The following is a 14,077-nucleotide window of genomic DNA, read 5'->3' as shown; positions in this document are numbered from 1 at the left end:
GAGAGGACTGACGTGGCGCTGGGGTGGCCGGTCGAGCTGGTCGACGGTGACGTGCGGCTGCGCCCGCTCAAACGGCGCGACCAGGACGCGTGGATGCACCTGCGCGCGGTGAACGCGGCGTGGCTCGAGCCGTGGGACGCGACGAGCCCGGAGCCGGTGCGCGGCCCGCGGCCGACGTTCGGGCAGTTCGTGCGGGCGCTGTCCGCGCAGGCGCGGGACGGCTCGGCGCTGCCGTTCGCGGTGGAGCACGCCGGTGCGCTCGTGGGGCAGCTGACGGTGTCCTCGATCCAGATGGGGTCGCTGCGCTCGGCGGCGATCGGCTACTGGGTCTCCCAGCACGTCGCGGGGCGCGGGATCACGCCCACGGCCGTCGCGCTGGCGACCGACCACTGCTTCGGCCCGCTGGCGCTGCACCGGGTCGAGATCAACGTGCGGCCCGAGAACGGCCCGTCGCTGCGGGTCGTCGAGAAGCTGGGCTTCCGCGACGAGGGGCTGCGGGAGCGCTACCTGCACATCCAGGGCCGCTGGTGCGACCACCGGTCGTTCGCCCTGACCGCCGAGGAGGTCCCCGAGGGGCTCGTCGCCCGGTGGCACGCGCGCCGCGCGTCGGCGTGACGCCGCGTCCTGCGGGGCTGCCGCCGCGGGGCCCGTGCGCGGGGGAGGTGTGGAGCATCCGGGCATGACGGGCGTGTCGAGTCCGACACGCCGGTGTCCTGCGGCGCGTGAGGGCACCGGAACCCTACCGTCGTGTCGTGGACGGTACCGCAGGCTTCGGCGCCCTGGCGCTGGCGGTGCTGTGGGTCGCCTACCTGGTGCCGCACCGGCTGCGGCACCGGCAGCAGCTGGTGGAGGCACGGGCGGACGACCGGTTCTCGGCGGGTCTGCGCGTGGTGGCCGTCACGGGGCGTCAGGAGCGCTCCGCGGAGGCCGCCCGTGCGTCGGGGGCGAGCACCGCTGCGCTGCTGGCGCTGCGGGCAGGGCTGCCGGCGCTCGGCGCCGGCGAGGGGACAGGAGGCACGACCGTGGACCGACCGCACGCCACCGAGGAGCGCATCTCCGCCGAGGCGGCGCGCCGCCTCGCCCAGGCCCGTGCCGCACGGGCCGCCGCCGCGGCGCGCCGGGGTGCCGCCGCGCGGCGCCGCGGCCTGCTCGCCACCCTGCTCGGCATCGCGTCCGTCGTCGGCTGGGTCGCCGCCGTCGCCGTGCCGTCGCTGGGCTGGCCCGCCGGTGCGGTGCCGACCGGCCTGCTCGCGGCGGTCCTGGGGCTGGGCCGTCGTGCCGTGGTCGCCGGGCGCGCGGCGGACGCGGGCTGGGCCGCCACGATCGCCCGCGAGGAGGAGCGGGCGACGCGGCCGCGCACGGGCGCCGTGCCGGTGGTGCGTCCCCGCACGGGGGCGATCCCCGCCGTGGCGACGAGCTCGGGCGCGACGGCCGCCGTCACGCGCGCGACGGACGAGCGCACCGGCAAGGACACGCGCCGGAAGGGCCCGCGCAGCGGTGCCACCCCGGTGGTGCAGCGCACGCGCACGGCGGAGCCGGCCGAGCCGGAGGTCGCTCCCGACGACGAGGCGCCCGTCCCCCTGGTCACCGGGCACGCCGTGCGTCCCTCGGAGGACCGCACGGAGGTGTTCGCGCGCATCGTCACCGACCGCGGCGAGCGCGGCGGGCCCGTGCGGCACGCGACGGGCGAGACCCCGGTGGTGCGCCGCTCGGTGCTGTCGGCCCCGACCCCGGCGGTCCCGGACCCGGTGCAGGCCCGGGCCGACGCCGCCACGACCGAGGACGACGCCGAGGCGTGGTCGCCGGTCCCCGTGCCGCGCCCCACGTACACCATGAAGGCGCCCGCGCCACGGCGCGAGCCCCGCCCGATGGACGAGCAGGACGTGGCGGCGTCCACGGCCGAGCGCCCGACGCAGGAGGAGCCCGACGCGCGGGCCTCGGCACCCGCGGAGCCGCTCGCCGAGACGACGGGCAGCATCGACCTCAACGCGGTCCTCGCCCGGCGTCGCGCCGCGGGCCAGTGACCTGCACGCGGGCCGAGGAGCGGCGCCCGCGGACCGGTTCGTCGACACGGCTCTGAGCCTGCTAGTGTGAACCCCGCTCGCGGGGCTGTGGCGCAGTTGGTAGCGCGTCTCGTTCGCATCGAGAAGGTCAGGGGTTCGAATCCCCTCAGCTCCACCGCAAAGCGATGTCGCAGGACATCGACCTCAGGCCGGATCCCCCAGGGGTCCGGCCTGAGGCGTTGTCGGGGTTCGTCGCGAACATCGGTAGCCTCCGGCGGAGTCGGTCGCGCCGGCCGAGCCGATCACCCGAGAGGCGACGCCATGGACCTGGGGCAGCACCCACCACGACCTGATGGCTTCGAACGTTTCGTGAGCCGACGCCGCGGTGAGGCCCGCACGATCCGGTTCGCGGCCCGTCCAGGGGTGAGCGCGGCCACCCGGCATGAGCTCGCGCGGAGCCTGGGCTCCGTCCCGTGGGGCGATCTCCACCACGCGTACGGCCCGGCGGCGGACGTGCCGTCGCTGCTGCTCGCCGTGAGTCTCGGGACCGACCCGGTGCGGCTCGAGGCCTGGTGGGAGCTGTGGGGCAACGTCCACCACCAGGGCACCGTCTACGAGGCCACGCCCGCCTGCGTCCCGTTCCTCGCCCGGATCGCTGCGGACCTGGACCACCCCGACCGGGTGAACGCGCTGTCGTTCCTCCGCGAGGTCGCCGTCGGTGACGGCACGTTCGCCCCGCGGGTCCGGGTGGCGGTCGGGGAGGCGCTGTCCCCCCTCCTCCAGGCCTGGCAGCAGCAGCCCGCGCTCGTCCAGCGGGCGCTGCTCCTGCTCGCCTCGGCATTCCCCGACGACCTGGCGACGTACCCGGAGCTCACCGATCAGCTCCCGGCGCACCTGCGGACGGCGTGGCACGAGCTGGCACGCGCCGGAGGCAGCCCCACCTCGTTGGCCGAGGGCGCGGACGACGGCGGTGACGACGAGCTGATGGACCGGCGGGACGCGCTCGAGACCTGGGCGCTGGCCGGCTGGAACGAGCTGAGCCGCCCCACGACGAAGGGCCCCTCGTGAGAGGGGCCCTTCGTCGTGCCGGGACTGGCCCGGTGCGTGCGTCGCGTCGTCAGGAACGACGGCCCGCGACGCTGGTGTAGACGACCACGAGGACGGCGGCGAGCGCGACCTGGAGGACGATCTCGATCCAGTCGATCCCGTCGGTCGTCGCGACACCGACGATCTGGGCGAGCCAGGTGCCGATGAGGGCCGCGACGATGCCGAGCAGGATGGTCACGATGATCGAGATCTTCTGCTTGCCCTTGACGAGCAGGCGGCCGAGGGCGCCGATGATCGCGCCGACGATGATGGCGCTGATGATGCCGCTGACGGTCATGTGTCCGTTGCTCCTTGTCCGTGGGCCCGGAGGGTGAGGGCCCCGCGGTGAAGAAAACTAGGGCAGTTCGGGCAGGTCCGCGCGTCGAGAAGGACGACAGGCCCACGGAACACGCCCGCGGGAGTTGTCCGACGAGTAGGTTGCGTGCCGGGCGCTGTCGCCCTGCGCGTGCCAGGTCCGCACCCCTCGCGGACCCCGTCCCGTCCCTCGCGAGGAGCCTCGTGCCAGTCGTCCCGGTCGTGCCCGCACCGCTCGTCGTCGAGGAGCTGGCGCAGGCGCCGTTCCTGGTGACACCGACGACGACGGTGGTCGTCGACGCCGACGCCGAGCTGCTGCCCAACGCGGTCCTCACGGCCGACCTGCTCGGCCGGGTGACCGGTCACGCGGTCGAGGTGCGGTACGCCGAGCTCGACGCCCCGGGGGTCGTGCGGATGCGGCTGGCGGACGACCTGCCGGACGGCGACGAGGCCTACCGGGTCGTCGTCGGCTCCGGGCGCGTGCTGCTCGAGGGCCGCACGCCGCAGGCGCTGGTCCGCGCGGTGGTGACGCTGCGGCAGCTCGTCGTGGAGCTGCCTGACGGCGGGATCGAGGTGCCGGCCGTGCGGGTCGAGGACGCGCCCCGGTACGGCTGGCGGGGGCTCTCGCTGGACGTGGCCCGCCACTTCGTGCCCGTCGCGGACCTCAAGGTGCTGCTCGGGATGATGACGCACTACAAGCTCAACGTGCTGCACCTGCACCTCACGGACGACCAGGCGTGGCGCATCGACCTGCCGTCGCGCCCCGAGCTCGTGCGCCGGTCGTCGTCGTGGTCGGTGGGTGGCGACCCGGGCGGGCACTACACGCGCGCCGACTGGGACGACGTGCTGGCGTACGCCGAGGCCCGCGGCGTGCGCGTGGTGCCGGAGATCGACGTGCCGGGGCACGTGAACGCCGCCCTGCACGCGTACGGCGAGCTGACGCCGTCGGGGGAGCCGGCCGAGGAGTACCTCGGCATCGACGTCGGGTTCAGCCGCCTGCACGACGACCTGCCCGCCACGCACGCGTTCCTCGCGGACGTGTTCGGCGACCTCGCGCAGATGACGCCGGGCGAGCACGTGCACATCGGCGGCGACGAGGTCCTCACCATGGACCACGACGAGTACGGGCGGCTGGTGCGGGCCGCCGCGGCGGCGGTGACGGCGCACGGCAAGACGGTCGTCGGCTGGCAGGAGGTCGCGGGCGTCGAGGGGCTGCCGCCGGGCACGGTCGTGCAGTACTGGGACACGCGCGAGGACCCCGCGCCGTTCGTCGAGGCCGCCCGGCGGGGTGCGCGCATCCTGCTCTCGCCGGGGTCGCGGGTGTACCTGGACATGAAGTACCACCCGGGGTACCCGCTGGGGCTGGAGTGGGCGGGGCACGTCGAGCTCCTCGACGCCTACGACTGGGAGCCGGCCACCCTCGTCGAGGGCCTGCCGCCGGAGGCCGTCGAGGGCGTCGAAGCAGCGGTGTGGACGGAGACGCTGCGTTCGCTGGACGACCTGACGACGATGCTGCTGCCGCGGCTGGCGGCCGTCGCCGAGGTCGCGTGGAGCGCGCCGGAGCGGCGGGGCACGGAGGGCTTCCTCGACCGGCTCTCCGCCCACGGGCGGCACTGGGACCAGCTGGGCTTCCGCTGGCACCGCTCCCCGCAGGGTCGGTGGTGAGCCGGGAGGCTCAGCGCCCCGTCAGATCCACGTCGGCAGCCACATGCGGATGTGCCACTGCTGCCACGGCACGACCCAGCCGGCCCAGACGGGGTAGAAGAACGCGCTGACCGCGACCACGACGGCCACGAACACCCCGACGGCGACGACGGCCCGCCGGTGCGCACGCACCTCGTGCCGCCGCGCCGGGTCGGGTCGCGGGCCGATGAGCAGGCCCAGCACGTAGACGAGCGTGAGCACCACCCACGGCACGAACGCCACGGAGTAGAACGTGAAGATCGTGCGGTGCGCGTACAGGAACCACGGCGCCCACCCGGCGACGATGCCGGACAGCACCGCGGCGGCGCGCCAGTCGCGGTAGCGGACCAGCCAGAACAGCGCCACCAGCACCGCGGCGGCCCCCGCCCACCACAGCAGCGGGTTGCCGAGGGCGAGGATCGCCTGCGAGCACGCGTCCGCCCCGCAGGCCTGCTGCGCGGCCTCACCGGTGAGCGACGACACCTCGGACGGGTAGAAGTACGACGTGGGCCGCCACTGCACGATCCACCCCAGCGGGTGCGCCGCGTACGAGTGCGGGGTCTCCAGGCCGTTGTGGAAGCGCCACATGTCCTCGTGGTAGTGCCACAGCGACCGCAGCGCCGGGGGGAGCCACGGCACGCCCTGGTCGGGGTTCTCCACCGCCCACTGCCGGCCCCACGCCTGCGGCGACGCGAACCACGACCACCACGTGCCCACGTAGACGACGGCGGCGGTGCCGACCATCGTGACGAACGCGGGCACGCCGTCGCGCAGCACCCCCGACCAGAACCAGTGCCGGGTGCCGGCCGTGCGGCGCGCCGCGACGTCCCAGACGACGACCATGACGCCGAACACCGCGAGGAAGTACATCCCCGACCACTTCGTGCCGATCGCCAGGCCCAGCAGCACGCCGGCGGCCAGGCGCCACCACCGCAGGCCGAGCCCGGGGCCCCACGCGAGCACGCCCGGCGCGGCGGCCAGGGCGTCGGCCGTGCGGGCCGCGAGCCGTCGGCGCGCCTGGTCCCGGTCGAGCACGAGCGCGCCGAAGGCGGCCAGGACGAAGAACATGAGGAACGGGTCGAGCAGGCTGATCCGCGAGTGCACGATGGCCTGCCCGTCGACGGCGAGCAGCAGGCCGGCCGTGGCGCCCAACGCCGTCGACGCGAACAGCCGCCGCCCGATCCGGGCGACCATCAGCACCGCGAGGGTCCCGCACACCGCCGCGGCGAACCGCCACGCGAACGAGGACTCCACCCCGCCGCCCAGCCGGATGCCGAGCGCGATCATCCACTTGCCCACCGGCGGGTGGACCACGTACTCGGGGTCGGTGCCGAGCAGGCTCGTGTCGCCCGCGGCGAACGCCGGGTTCGCGTCCTCGCCCCACGCGCCCTCGTACCCGAGGGTGAGCAGCGAGAACGCCTGCTTGACGTAGTACGTCTCGTCGAACACCAGCTCGTGCGGGCGCGCGAGGTCCCAGAACCGCAGGACACCGGCCAGCACCGTGACGGCCAGCGCCCACAGCCACCCCGTCAGCCGGGCGCGGGGCGTCGCGTCGAGGGTCAGCGCGTCCTCGCCCAGCAGGCGGCGCAGCAGGTTCGTGCGCGTGACCGGCTCGGGCTCGTCGGTGTCGGCCCCGGCGGCCGACCCGTCCGGCGTCGGACCGGTCGGCGGGTCGAGGACGTCGACGGGGGAGCCGCCGGCGCCGGGACGTCCCGGCTCGGCCGGCCCTCCGGGCGCGGGGGCGTCCCCCGGGTGCGGGGCAGGGCTCGTCGGTTCCGCGCCGGCCGGCGCGGGGCGCTCCGGCTCGCGCTCGGCATCGGTGGGCGGCACCCGGCCATGGTAGGGGTGAAGGCCGTGCGTGCCGAGGAGCACGCAGCGTGCCGTGCCGTGCGGTGCCGGCCCGGCCGGGTGGCAGGCTGGGGCGGTGACCGTCGAGACCCGGGGCCGCCTCGTGCTGGCCGCCACCCCCATCGGCGACGTCGAGGACGCCTCCGCCCGCCTGCGCCGCCTCCTCGTCGAGGCCGACGTCGTGGCCGCCGAGGACACCCGCCGCACCCGCGCCCTGGCCGCCCGGCTCGGCCTGACCATCGGCGGACGGGTGGTGAGCCACCACGAGCACAACGAGGAGGGCCGCACCGCCGAGCTCCTCGAGGTCGTCGCGGGCGGCGGCACCGTCCTCGTCGTCAGCGACGCCGGCATGCCCGCCGTGTCCGACCCCGGCTTCCGCGTGGTGCAGGCGGCGGTGGCCGCGGGGCTGCAGGTCACGGTCGCGCCGGGGCCCAGCGCGGTCCTCACCGCGCTCGCGCTGTCCGGGCTGCCCACCGACCGGTTCTGCTTCGAGGGGTTCCTGCCCCGCCGGCCCGGCGACCGGGCGCGCGCACTGGCCGCGCTGGCCGACGAGCGCCGGACGGCCGTCTTCTTCGAGGCCCCGCACCGGGTCGCGGAGACCCTCGACGCGATGGTCCAGGCCTACGGCGCCGACCGGCCCGCGGCCGTGTGCCGCGAGCTGACCAAGACGTACGAGGAGGTCCGGCGCGGACCGCTCGCCGAGCTGGCCGCGTGGGCGCACGCCGGCGAGGTGCGCGGCGAGGTCGTGCTCGTCGTCGGCGGGGCGCCCGCCCCCACCGGTGCGACCGTGCCCGACCTGGTGCCCGAGGTGCTGGCACGCGTCGACGGCGGCGAACGGCTCAAGGCGGTCGTCGCGGAGGTCGCCGAGATCGCCGGCGTGCCCAAGCGGGACCTGTACGCCGCCGCGCTCGCGGCCCGCACCCGCTGACGGCGGCCTACGCCCGCGTCGAGTCCACCAGCACCGCGCCCGCCGCCGCCATCGCCTCGCGCGCGGCCGCGCCCTGCTCGGGCGTCACCGGCACCGTGAGGTCCGTCAGCACCCGCGTGCGCAGGCCCAGGGCCAGGGCGTCGAGCGCCGTGGCGCGCACGCAGTGGGACTCGGCGATGCCCACCACGTCGACGTCCGTCACGCCCGCGTCGGCGAGCACGGCTGCCAGCGTCCGGCCGTCGGGCGCGAGGCCCTCGAACCCCGAGTACGCCGCCGCGTACTCGCCCTTCTTCACGCCGACGTCGGCCCGCAGGTCCGCCAGGGCGGGGTGCAGCTCGGCCTCGGCCGTGCCGACGACGGCGTGCGGCGGCCACGTGTCCACGTAGTCCGGGGTGTCGGAGAAGTGCTCGCCCGGGTCGACGTGCCAGTCCTGCGTCGTCACCACGAGCGCGTACCGGTCACGGTGCGCGGCCGCGTAGCGGGCGATCGCGGCGGCCACGGCGTCACCGCCGGCCACGGCCAGCGCACCGCCCTCGCAGAACGTGGGCTGGACGTCGACGACCACCAGCGCGCGGCCGGCGGGGGTGCTCTGCTCGCTCTTCACCTCGGTCATGGGCCGATCCTGCCACCGCCCGTCACCGGGTCGTCATGCCGCGCGGGGAGCAGCACCCCGGGGCACCCTGGTCGGGGCGGGTGCCGACCCGCCGGTCGGGTCCGCGCCGGACCGGCGACGGCGACGAGGAGGCGTGATGCGCGCACGTGGAGGACCGCGCCGGGCAGCACCCGGGGGCCGTGCGGCCCTCGTCCCGGTGCTCCTGGTCCTGGCGCTCGCGGCCGGGTGCGCCGCACCGGCGCCCGGGCCGACGGCCGTGGCGTCCGGGTCCGCGACCCCGTCCACCGGGACGCCGACGTCCCCGGCGACCCGGACGCCGGACCCCACGCCGAGCCCGGCCCCCACGGTCCGGGACGTGCCGACCGTCCAGGTCCGGTCCGTCGAGGAGGTCGCCTCGGGGCTGGCCGTGCCCTGGGGGCTGGCGTTCCTGCCGGACGGCCGCGCGGTCGTGACCCTGCGGGACGCCGCCCGCCTGGTGCTCGTCGCGGCCGACGGCACCGTCACGGACGTCACCGGCCCCGGGGCCGACGAGGTCGCGGCGGCCACGGTGCCGCGCTCCGAGGGCGGGCTGCTGGGCGTGGCCGTGGTGCCCGGCGCCGAGCCGGGCGGGCCGGTCGACGTGGTGCTCCACCTGACGGCCGCGCAGGACAACCGGGTGCTGCGCGCCACGCTCGACGGTGCGGTGCTCGGGCCCACCCGGGTGCTGGTCGAGGGCATCCCGAAGGGGGCGAACCACAACGGCGGGCGGCTCGCGTTCGGCCCTGACGGTCACCTCTACGTCACGACGGGCGACACGTACGCGACCGGGCTGGCCCCCGACCCGGCGAGCCTGGGCGGGAAGGTCCTGCGGGTGACCGCCGACGGCGCGCCCGCGCCGGGGAACCCCGACCCGTCCTCGCCCGTGTGGACCCGCGGGCACCGCAACGTGCAGGGCATCGGCTGGGCCCCCGACGGGCGCGTGGTCGCCTCGGAGTTCGGCCAGGACACGTGGGACGAGCTCAACGTGCTGCACGCGGGCGCCGACTACGGGTGGCCGGCCGTCGAGGGCACCGGCGGCGCGGCGTCCGGGTTCGTCGACCCCGTCGCGGTGTGGTCCACCGACGAGGCGTCGCCGAGCGGGCTCGCGGTGACGGACGAGGGTGTGTACCTCGCGGGGCTGCGCGGGCGCACCCTGTGGCGGGTGCCCCTGCGACCCGTGCCGGCGGGCACGCTCGACGACCCGGCGGCGGACGCCGCGGGGTTCGGCGAGCCGCAGCCGCTGCTGGCGGGCGAGCACGGGCGGCTGCGGGCGGTGGAGGTCGCGCCCGACGGGTCCCTGTGGGTCCTCACGGGCAACACCGACGGCCGGGGCGACCCCGCGCCGGGCGACGACCGGGTGCTGCGCGTCGAGGTCGGCTGACCTGGTCGGTCGCCCAGGTCGGTGCGGGGCCGGGCGCCCGGAGAGTGGGACGCGTGGCGCGGACACGCCGGACGCCACGCCGCGGAGCCGGGGCGCAGCGGCGTGCCTGCGCGACCGGATCGTCCGGATAGGTACTGTTCACCCCCGACCGCACGTCCGACCGTCGCACGGGCCGGCCCGCCCGGTCCGACGCCGTCCGTCGCGCCCTCGCGCGACCACGAGGAGCCGCCATGCCCGCCAAGGCCAAGAGCGTCCTGATGTGGCTCGTCGTCATCTTCCTCGTCTACGCCGTCGCGACGAACCCCGACCGCGCCGCCGAGGTCGTCCGCTCGCTGTGGGACCTGGTGTTCGGCGCGCTGAGCGGGTTCGCGCAGTTCTTCAGCTACCTCGCTTCCTGAGGCCGCCCGGCCGGTGACGGCCGGACGGCGGACGGCGCGCGGGCCACGGGAGCCAGCAGGGGAGCAGGTGAGACGATGTCGATGACGCAGGACCGCGCCGAGCGGATCGTCGCCGGCCACCGCCAGCTGCGGCGCTACGTCCTGGCCGACGAGCGCGTCGTGCTGGCCACGCGCCGGCACTGGGCCAAGCTCTTCGAGCCGATCGTCAGCACCGCGCTCGTCGTGGTCGTCGTCGGCTGGGTCGTCCTCGTCCTGTCGCCGCGCCTCGGTGACGGCGTCGGCGTGCTGTGGTGGGTGGCGATCGTCGCGCTGGCCCGGCTGGGCTGGTACGTGCTGCTGTGGCGCGTGGAGTGGTTCGTCGCGACCGACAAGCGCATGCTGCTGCTCACCGGGCTGATCACCCACCAGGTCGCGATGATGCCGATGATCAAGGTCACCGACATGCGGTACTCGCGGTCGATCCTCGGGCAGGTGCTCGGCTACGGGGAGTTCCTCCTCGAGACCGCGGGGCAGGACCAGGCGCTGCGACGGATCGCGTGGGTCGACCACCCCGACGAGACCTACCGGGACCTGTGCGCGACCATCTTCACGCCGACGGCCCCGCGCGCGGCCGACCCCGAGGACGGCGACCCCGACGCGGGGACGGAGCCGCCCGCGGTGCACGCACCGCCGAGCCTGCCCCCGGCGGGGCCCTCGCCTGCGCCGCCCTCGGACGCCGCGCCCCTCGCGGGGCCCGGCCCGTCGCCGCGTGCTGCCGCGCCGCGCCCGGCCGCGCCGACGCAGCCGCTGCGGCCGTCGGCCGTCGAGCGCGACGCCCCTGCCCGTCCGGCGGCACCGGCGCGGGCCCTGATCGTGCCCGACGACGACTCGGGCCCGGTGTGGGACTCGTCCGAGCCGTCGACCTTCGTCCGGCTGGGCGCGCGCGAGGCGGGTCGGCACGAGCGGCGGGACGACGACGGGTCCGGCGGCCCGCGCACCTAGGATCGGGCCCATGTCCCGCATCCTGTCCGCCGTCGCGTGGCCCTACGCCAACGGCCCCCGTCACATCGGTCACGTCGCCGGCTTCGGCGTCCCCTCGGACGTGTTCAGCCGGTACATGCGCATGGCGGGCCACGACGTGCTGATGGTCTCGGGCACCGACGAGCACGGGACGCCCATCCTCGTGCAGGCCGACAAGGAGGGTGTCAGCGCCCAGGAGCTCGCCGACCGCTACAACCGGGTCATCGTCGAGGACCTCACGGCGCTGGGGCTGTCGTACGACCTGTTCACGCGGACCACGACGCGCAACCACTACGCGGTCGTGCAGGAGATGTTCCGCACGGTCCACAAGAACGGGTACATGGTCGAGCGCACGACGATGGGTGCGGTCAGCCCGTCGACGGGGCGCACGCTGCCGGACCGCTACATCGAGGGCACCTGCCCGATCTGCGGGTACGACGGCGCCCGCGGCGACCAGTGCGACAACTGCGGCAACCAGCTCGACGCGATCGAGCTGAAGAACCCCCGCAGCAAGATCAACGGCGAGACGCCGCGGTTCGTCGAGTCCGAGCACTTCTTCCTCGACCTGCCGGCGTTCGTGGACGCGTTGTCGCAGTGGCTCGGCACGCGCAGCGCGTGGCGCCCCAACGTGCTGAAGTTCTCGCAGAACCTGCTCGAGGACGTGCGCCCGCGCGCGATGACCCGGGACATCGACTGGGGCATCCCGGTGCCGCTGCCCGGCTGGGAGGAGAACTCCTCCAAGCGGCTGTACGTGTGGTTCGACGCGGTGATCGGGTACCTGTCGGCGTCGGTGGAGTGGGCGCGGCGCACGGGCGACCCGGACGCGTGGCGGCAGTGGTGGAACGACCCGCAGGCCCTGTCGTACTACTTCATGGGCAAGGACAACATCACGTTCCACTCCCAGATCTGGCCCGCCGAGCTGCTGGGCTACGACGGCAAGGGCGCGCGCGGGGGCGAGCCGGGCGTCTTCGGCTCGCTGAACCTGCCGACCGAGGTCGTCTCCAGCGAGTTCCTCAACGTCGAGGGACGGCAGTTCTCGTCGTCGCGCGGGGTGGTCATCTACGTGCGCGACATGCTGGCGCGCTACCAGCCGGACGCGCTGCGGTACTACATCTCCGCGGCCGGGCCGGAGACGCAGGACGTCGACTTCACGTGGGCGGAGTTCAAGCGTCGCACCAACGACGAGCTCGTCGCCGGGTGGGGCAACCTCGTCAACCGGACCGCGAGCATGGTGCACAAGAGCTTCGGGCAGATCCCGACGCCGGGCGAGCGCCAGCCCGTGGACGACGCGCTGCTCGCGCACGTGCGCGGCGCGTTCGGCACCGTCGGCGAGCTCGTCGGCACGCACCGGCAGCGGGCCGCTCTGGGCGAGGCGATGCGCGCGGTGCAGGAGGCCAACCGGTACGTCTCGGAGACCGAGCCGTGGAAGCTCAAGTCCGACCCCGACCGGCTCGCGACCGTGCTGCACACCACGACGCAGGCGGTCAGCGACCTCAACACGATGCTCGCGCCGTTCCTGCCGTTCGCCGCGCAGAAGGTGCACGAGACCCTCGGCGGCACCGGCACGTTCTCGCCCGCGCCGCGCATCGACGAGGTCGACGACCTCGACGACGCCTCGCGGCACTACCCGGTGATCACGGGCGACTACCGCCTCGGCGAGACCGTCGCGGCGTGGCAGCCGCGCGAGGTCGTGCCGGGCACGCCCGTCGGGAAGCCGACGCCGGTGTTCACCAAGCTCGACGACGCGATCGTCGAGGAGGAGCTCGAGCGGCTGCGGCAGGGCTGATGGGACGCAAGCAGCGCGAGCGCGGCTGGCCGGCCCCGCCCGAGCCGCTGCCGCTGCCCGTCGTCGACGACCACACCCACCTGGACGCGGTCGTCGACGTGGCGGCCGACGGCTGGGACGGGGCGGGCGCGCCGGAGGCGTCCCCCGACCTGGTCGCGCACCTGGAGCGCGCGGCGGCGGTCGGGGTGCCGCGCATGGTGCAGGTCGGGTGCGACCTGGAGGCCGTGGCGTGGACCGACGTGGCGGTGCGCCTGCACCCGCAGCTGCTGGGGGCCGTCGCGATCCACCCCAACGAGGCCGTCCTGCACGCGGGTGTCCACGAGGTCGCCCCCGACGGGCTGGACCCCGACCCGCAGCCGCGGCACGAGGTGGGCCTGGACGACGCGATCGGCCGCGTGGCGGAGGTCGCGCGCGCCAACCCGCGCGTGCGGGCCGTCGGGGAGACGGGCCTGGACTTCTTCCGCGCCGGCGAACGGGGGCGGGCGGTGCAGCGGGAGGCGTTCCGGGCGCACGTCGCGCTGGCCAAGGAGCTGGGGCTGGCCCTGCAGATCCACGACCGGGACGCCCACGCCGAGGTCGTCGAGGTCCTGCTGGCCGACGGTGCGCCCGAGCGCACGGTGTTCCACTGCTTCTCCGGCGGCGTGGACCTGGCGCGCACCGCGGCCGAGCACGGGTGGTTCTGCTCCTTCGCCGGCCCGGTGTCGTTCCCCGCGAACGAGGAGCTGCGCGCGGCCCTGCGCGTGCTGCCGCCCGAGCTGGTGCTCGTCGAGACCGACGCCCCGTACCTCACCGTGCACCCGTACCGGGGACGCCCCAACGCGCCGTACCTGCTGCCCGGCACGGTGCGCACGGTCGCCGAGGTGACCGCCCGCCCGCTGGAGCGCGTCTGCGCCGACCTGTCCGCCACCGCCGAGGCCGTCTACGGCACCTGGTGAGGGTGACGCTGCCGCCGTCGGGTTCCCCTGACGGTCACGGATCGGTTACGGTCGGGCCGGGAACAGCGTCCCTCCCGCCGACCC

At 75.6% G+C, this 14,077-nt stretch carries 13 protein-coding genes and 1 tRNA gene; 11 read left to right on the top strand and 3 right to left on the bottom strand.

The window, feature by feature from the left end; all coding sequences use genetic code 11:
- The first annotated feature begins 12 nt into the window (after nt 1-12).
- From FBY24_RS02655 to FBY24_RS02640, 4 genes are all read left to right on the top strand, one after another.
- Entirely contained in the window at nt 13-615 is a 603-nt protein-coding gene (locus FBY24_RS02655; RefSeq protein WP_142157821.1) for a GNAT family N-acetyltransferase, read from the top strand.
- Between the two features lie 137 nt (nt 616-752).
- Nucleotides 753-2,024 (top strand): hypothetical protein, encoded by a 1,272-nt coding sequence (locus FBY24_RS02650; RefSeq protein WP_142157818.1) that lies wholly within the window; start codon nt 753-755, stop codon nt 2,022-2,024.
- Between the two features lie 81 nt (nt 2,025-2,105).
- Nucleotides 2,106-2,178, top strand: a tRNA-Ala gene (locus tag FBY24_RS02645).
- A gap of 248 nt (nt 2,179-2,426) precedes the next feature.
- Entirely contained in the window at nt 2,427-3,071 is a 645-nt protein-coding gene (locus FBY24_RS02640; RefSeq protein ID WP_142157816.1) for a hypothetical protein, read from the top strand.
- A 49-nt stretch (nt 3,072-3,120) separates the two neighbouring features.
- Here FBY24_RS02640 and FBY24_RS02635 read toward each other — a convergent pair whose 3' ends face one another.
- Entirely contained in the window at nt 3,121-3,387 is a 267-nt protein-coding gene (locus tag FBY24_RS02635) for a GlsB/YeaQ/YmgE family stress response membrane protein (RefSeq protein ID WP_140459759.1), read from the bottom strand.
- A 221-nt stretch (nt 3,388-3,608) separates the two neighbouring features.
- Here FBY24_RS02635 and FBY24_RS02630 point away from each other — a divergent pair, with 221 nt between their 5' ends.
- Nucleotides 3,609-5,069: a family 20 glycosylhydrolase gene (locus tag FBY24_RS02630; protein WP_142157814.1), complete on the top strand. Its 1,461-nt coding sequence runs from the start codon at nt 3,609-3,611 to the stop codon at nt 5,067-5,069.
- Nucleotides 5,070-5,090: 21 nt separating this feature from the next.
- On the opposite strand, the gene FBY24_RS02625 is transcribed toward FBY24_RS02630, so the two are convergent.
- Nucleotides 5,091-6,917, bottom strand: coding sequence for a dolichyl-phosphate-mannose--protein mannosyltransferase (locus tag FBY24_RS02625; RefSeq protein WP_142157812.1), 1,827 nt, complete (start codon nt 6,915-6,917; stop codon nt 5,091-5,093).
- A 94-nt stretch (nt 6,918-7,011) separates the two neighbouring features.
- Between FBY24_RS02625 and rsmI the strand changes: the two genes are divergently transcribed.
- Nucleotides 7,012-7,863: a 16S rRNA (cytidine(1402)-2'-O)-methyltransferase gene (gene rsmI / locus FBY24_RS02620; RefSeq protein ID WP_222117197.1), complete on the top strand. Its 852-nt coding sequence runs from the start codon at nt 7,012-7,014 to the stop codon at nt 7,861-7,863.
- Nucleotides 7,864-7,870: 7 nt separating this feature from the next.
- Here rsmI and FBY24_RS02615 read toward each other — a convergent pair whose 3' ends face one another.
- Nucleotides 7,871-8,476, bottom strand: coding sequence for an isochorismatase family protein (locus FBY24_RS02615; RefSeq protein WP_142157810.1), 606 nt, complete (start codon nt 8,474-8,476; stop codon nt 7,871-7,873).
- A gap of 136 nt (nt 8,477-8,612) precedes the next feature.
- On the opposite strand from FBY24_RS02615, the gene FBY24_RS02610 reads away from it, so the two are divergent.
- From FBY24_RS02610 to FBY24_RS02595, 5 genes are all read left to right on the top strand, one after another.
- Nucleotides 8,613-9,875 (top strand): sorbosone dehydrogenase family protein, encoded by a 1,263-nt coding sequence (locus tag FBY24_RS02610; RefSeq protein WP_142157808.1) that lies wholly within the window; start codon nt 8,613-8,615, stop codon nt 9,873-9,875.
- Between the two features lie 230 nt (nt 9,876-10,105).
- On the top strand, nt 10,106-10,273 hold the full coding sequence (locus FBY24_RS19085) for a hypothetical protein (RefSeq protein WP_170209062.1): 168 nt from the start codon (nt 10,106-10,108) through the stop codon (nt 10,271-10,273).
- A gap of 75 nt (nt 10,274-10,348) precedes the next feature.
- Nucleotides 10,349-11,254, top strand: coding sequence for a PH domain-containing protein (locus FBY24_RS02605; RefSeq protein WP_142157805.1), 906 nt, complete (start codon nt 10,349-10,351; stop codon nt 11,252-11,254).
- 10 nt (nt 11,255-11,264) lie between these two features.
- Complete coding sequence (gene metG, locus FBY24_RS02600) at nt 11,265-13,058, top strand: methionine--tRNA ligase (RefSeq protein ID WP_142157803.1); 1,794 nt, start codon at nt 11,265-11,267, stop codon at nt 13,056-13,058.
- A complete protein-coding gene (locus FBY24_RS02595; protein ID WP_142157801.1) occupies nt 13,058-13,993 on the top strand; it encodes a TatD family hydrolase in 936 nt (311 codons plus the stop codon). The genes metG and FBY24_RS02595 overlap by 1 nt, the downstream gene beginning before the upstream one ends.
- Nucleotides 13,994-14,077 lie beyond the last annotated feature (84 nt).

Source organism: Cellulomonas sp. SLBN-39, from assembly GCF_006715865.1.
GTDB lineage: Bacteria > Actinomycetota > Actinomycetes > Actinomycetales > Cellulomonadaceae > Cellulomonas.
This window is presented reverse-complemented; position numbering and strand designations above follow the sequence as displayed.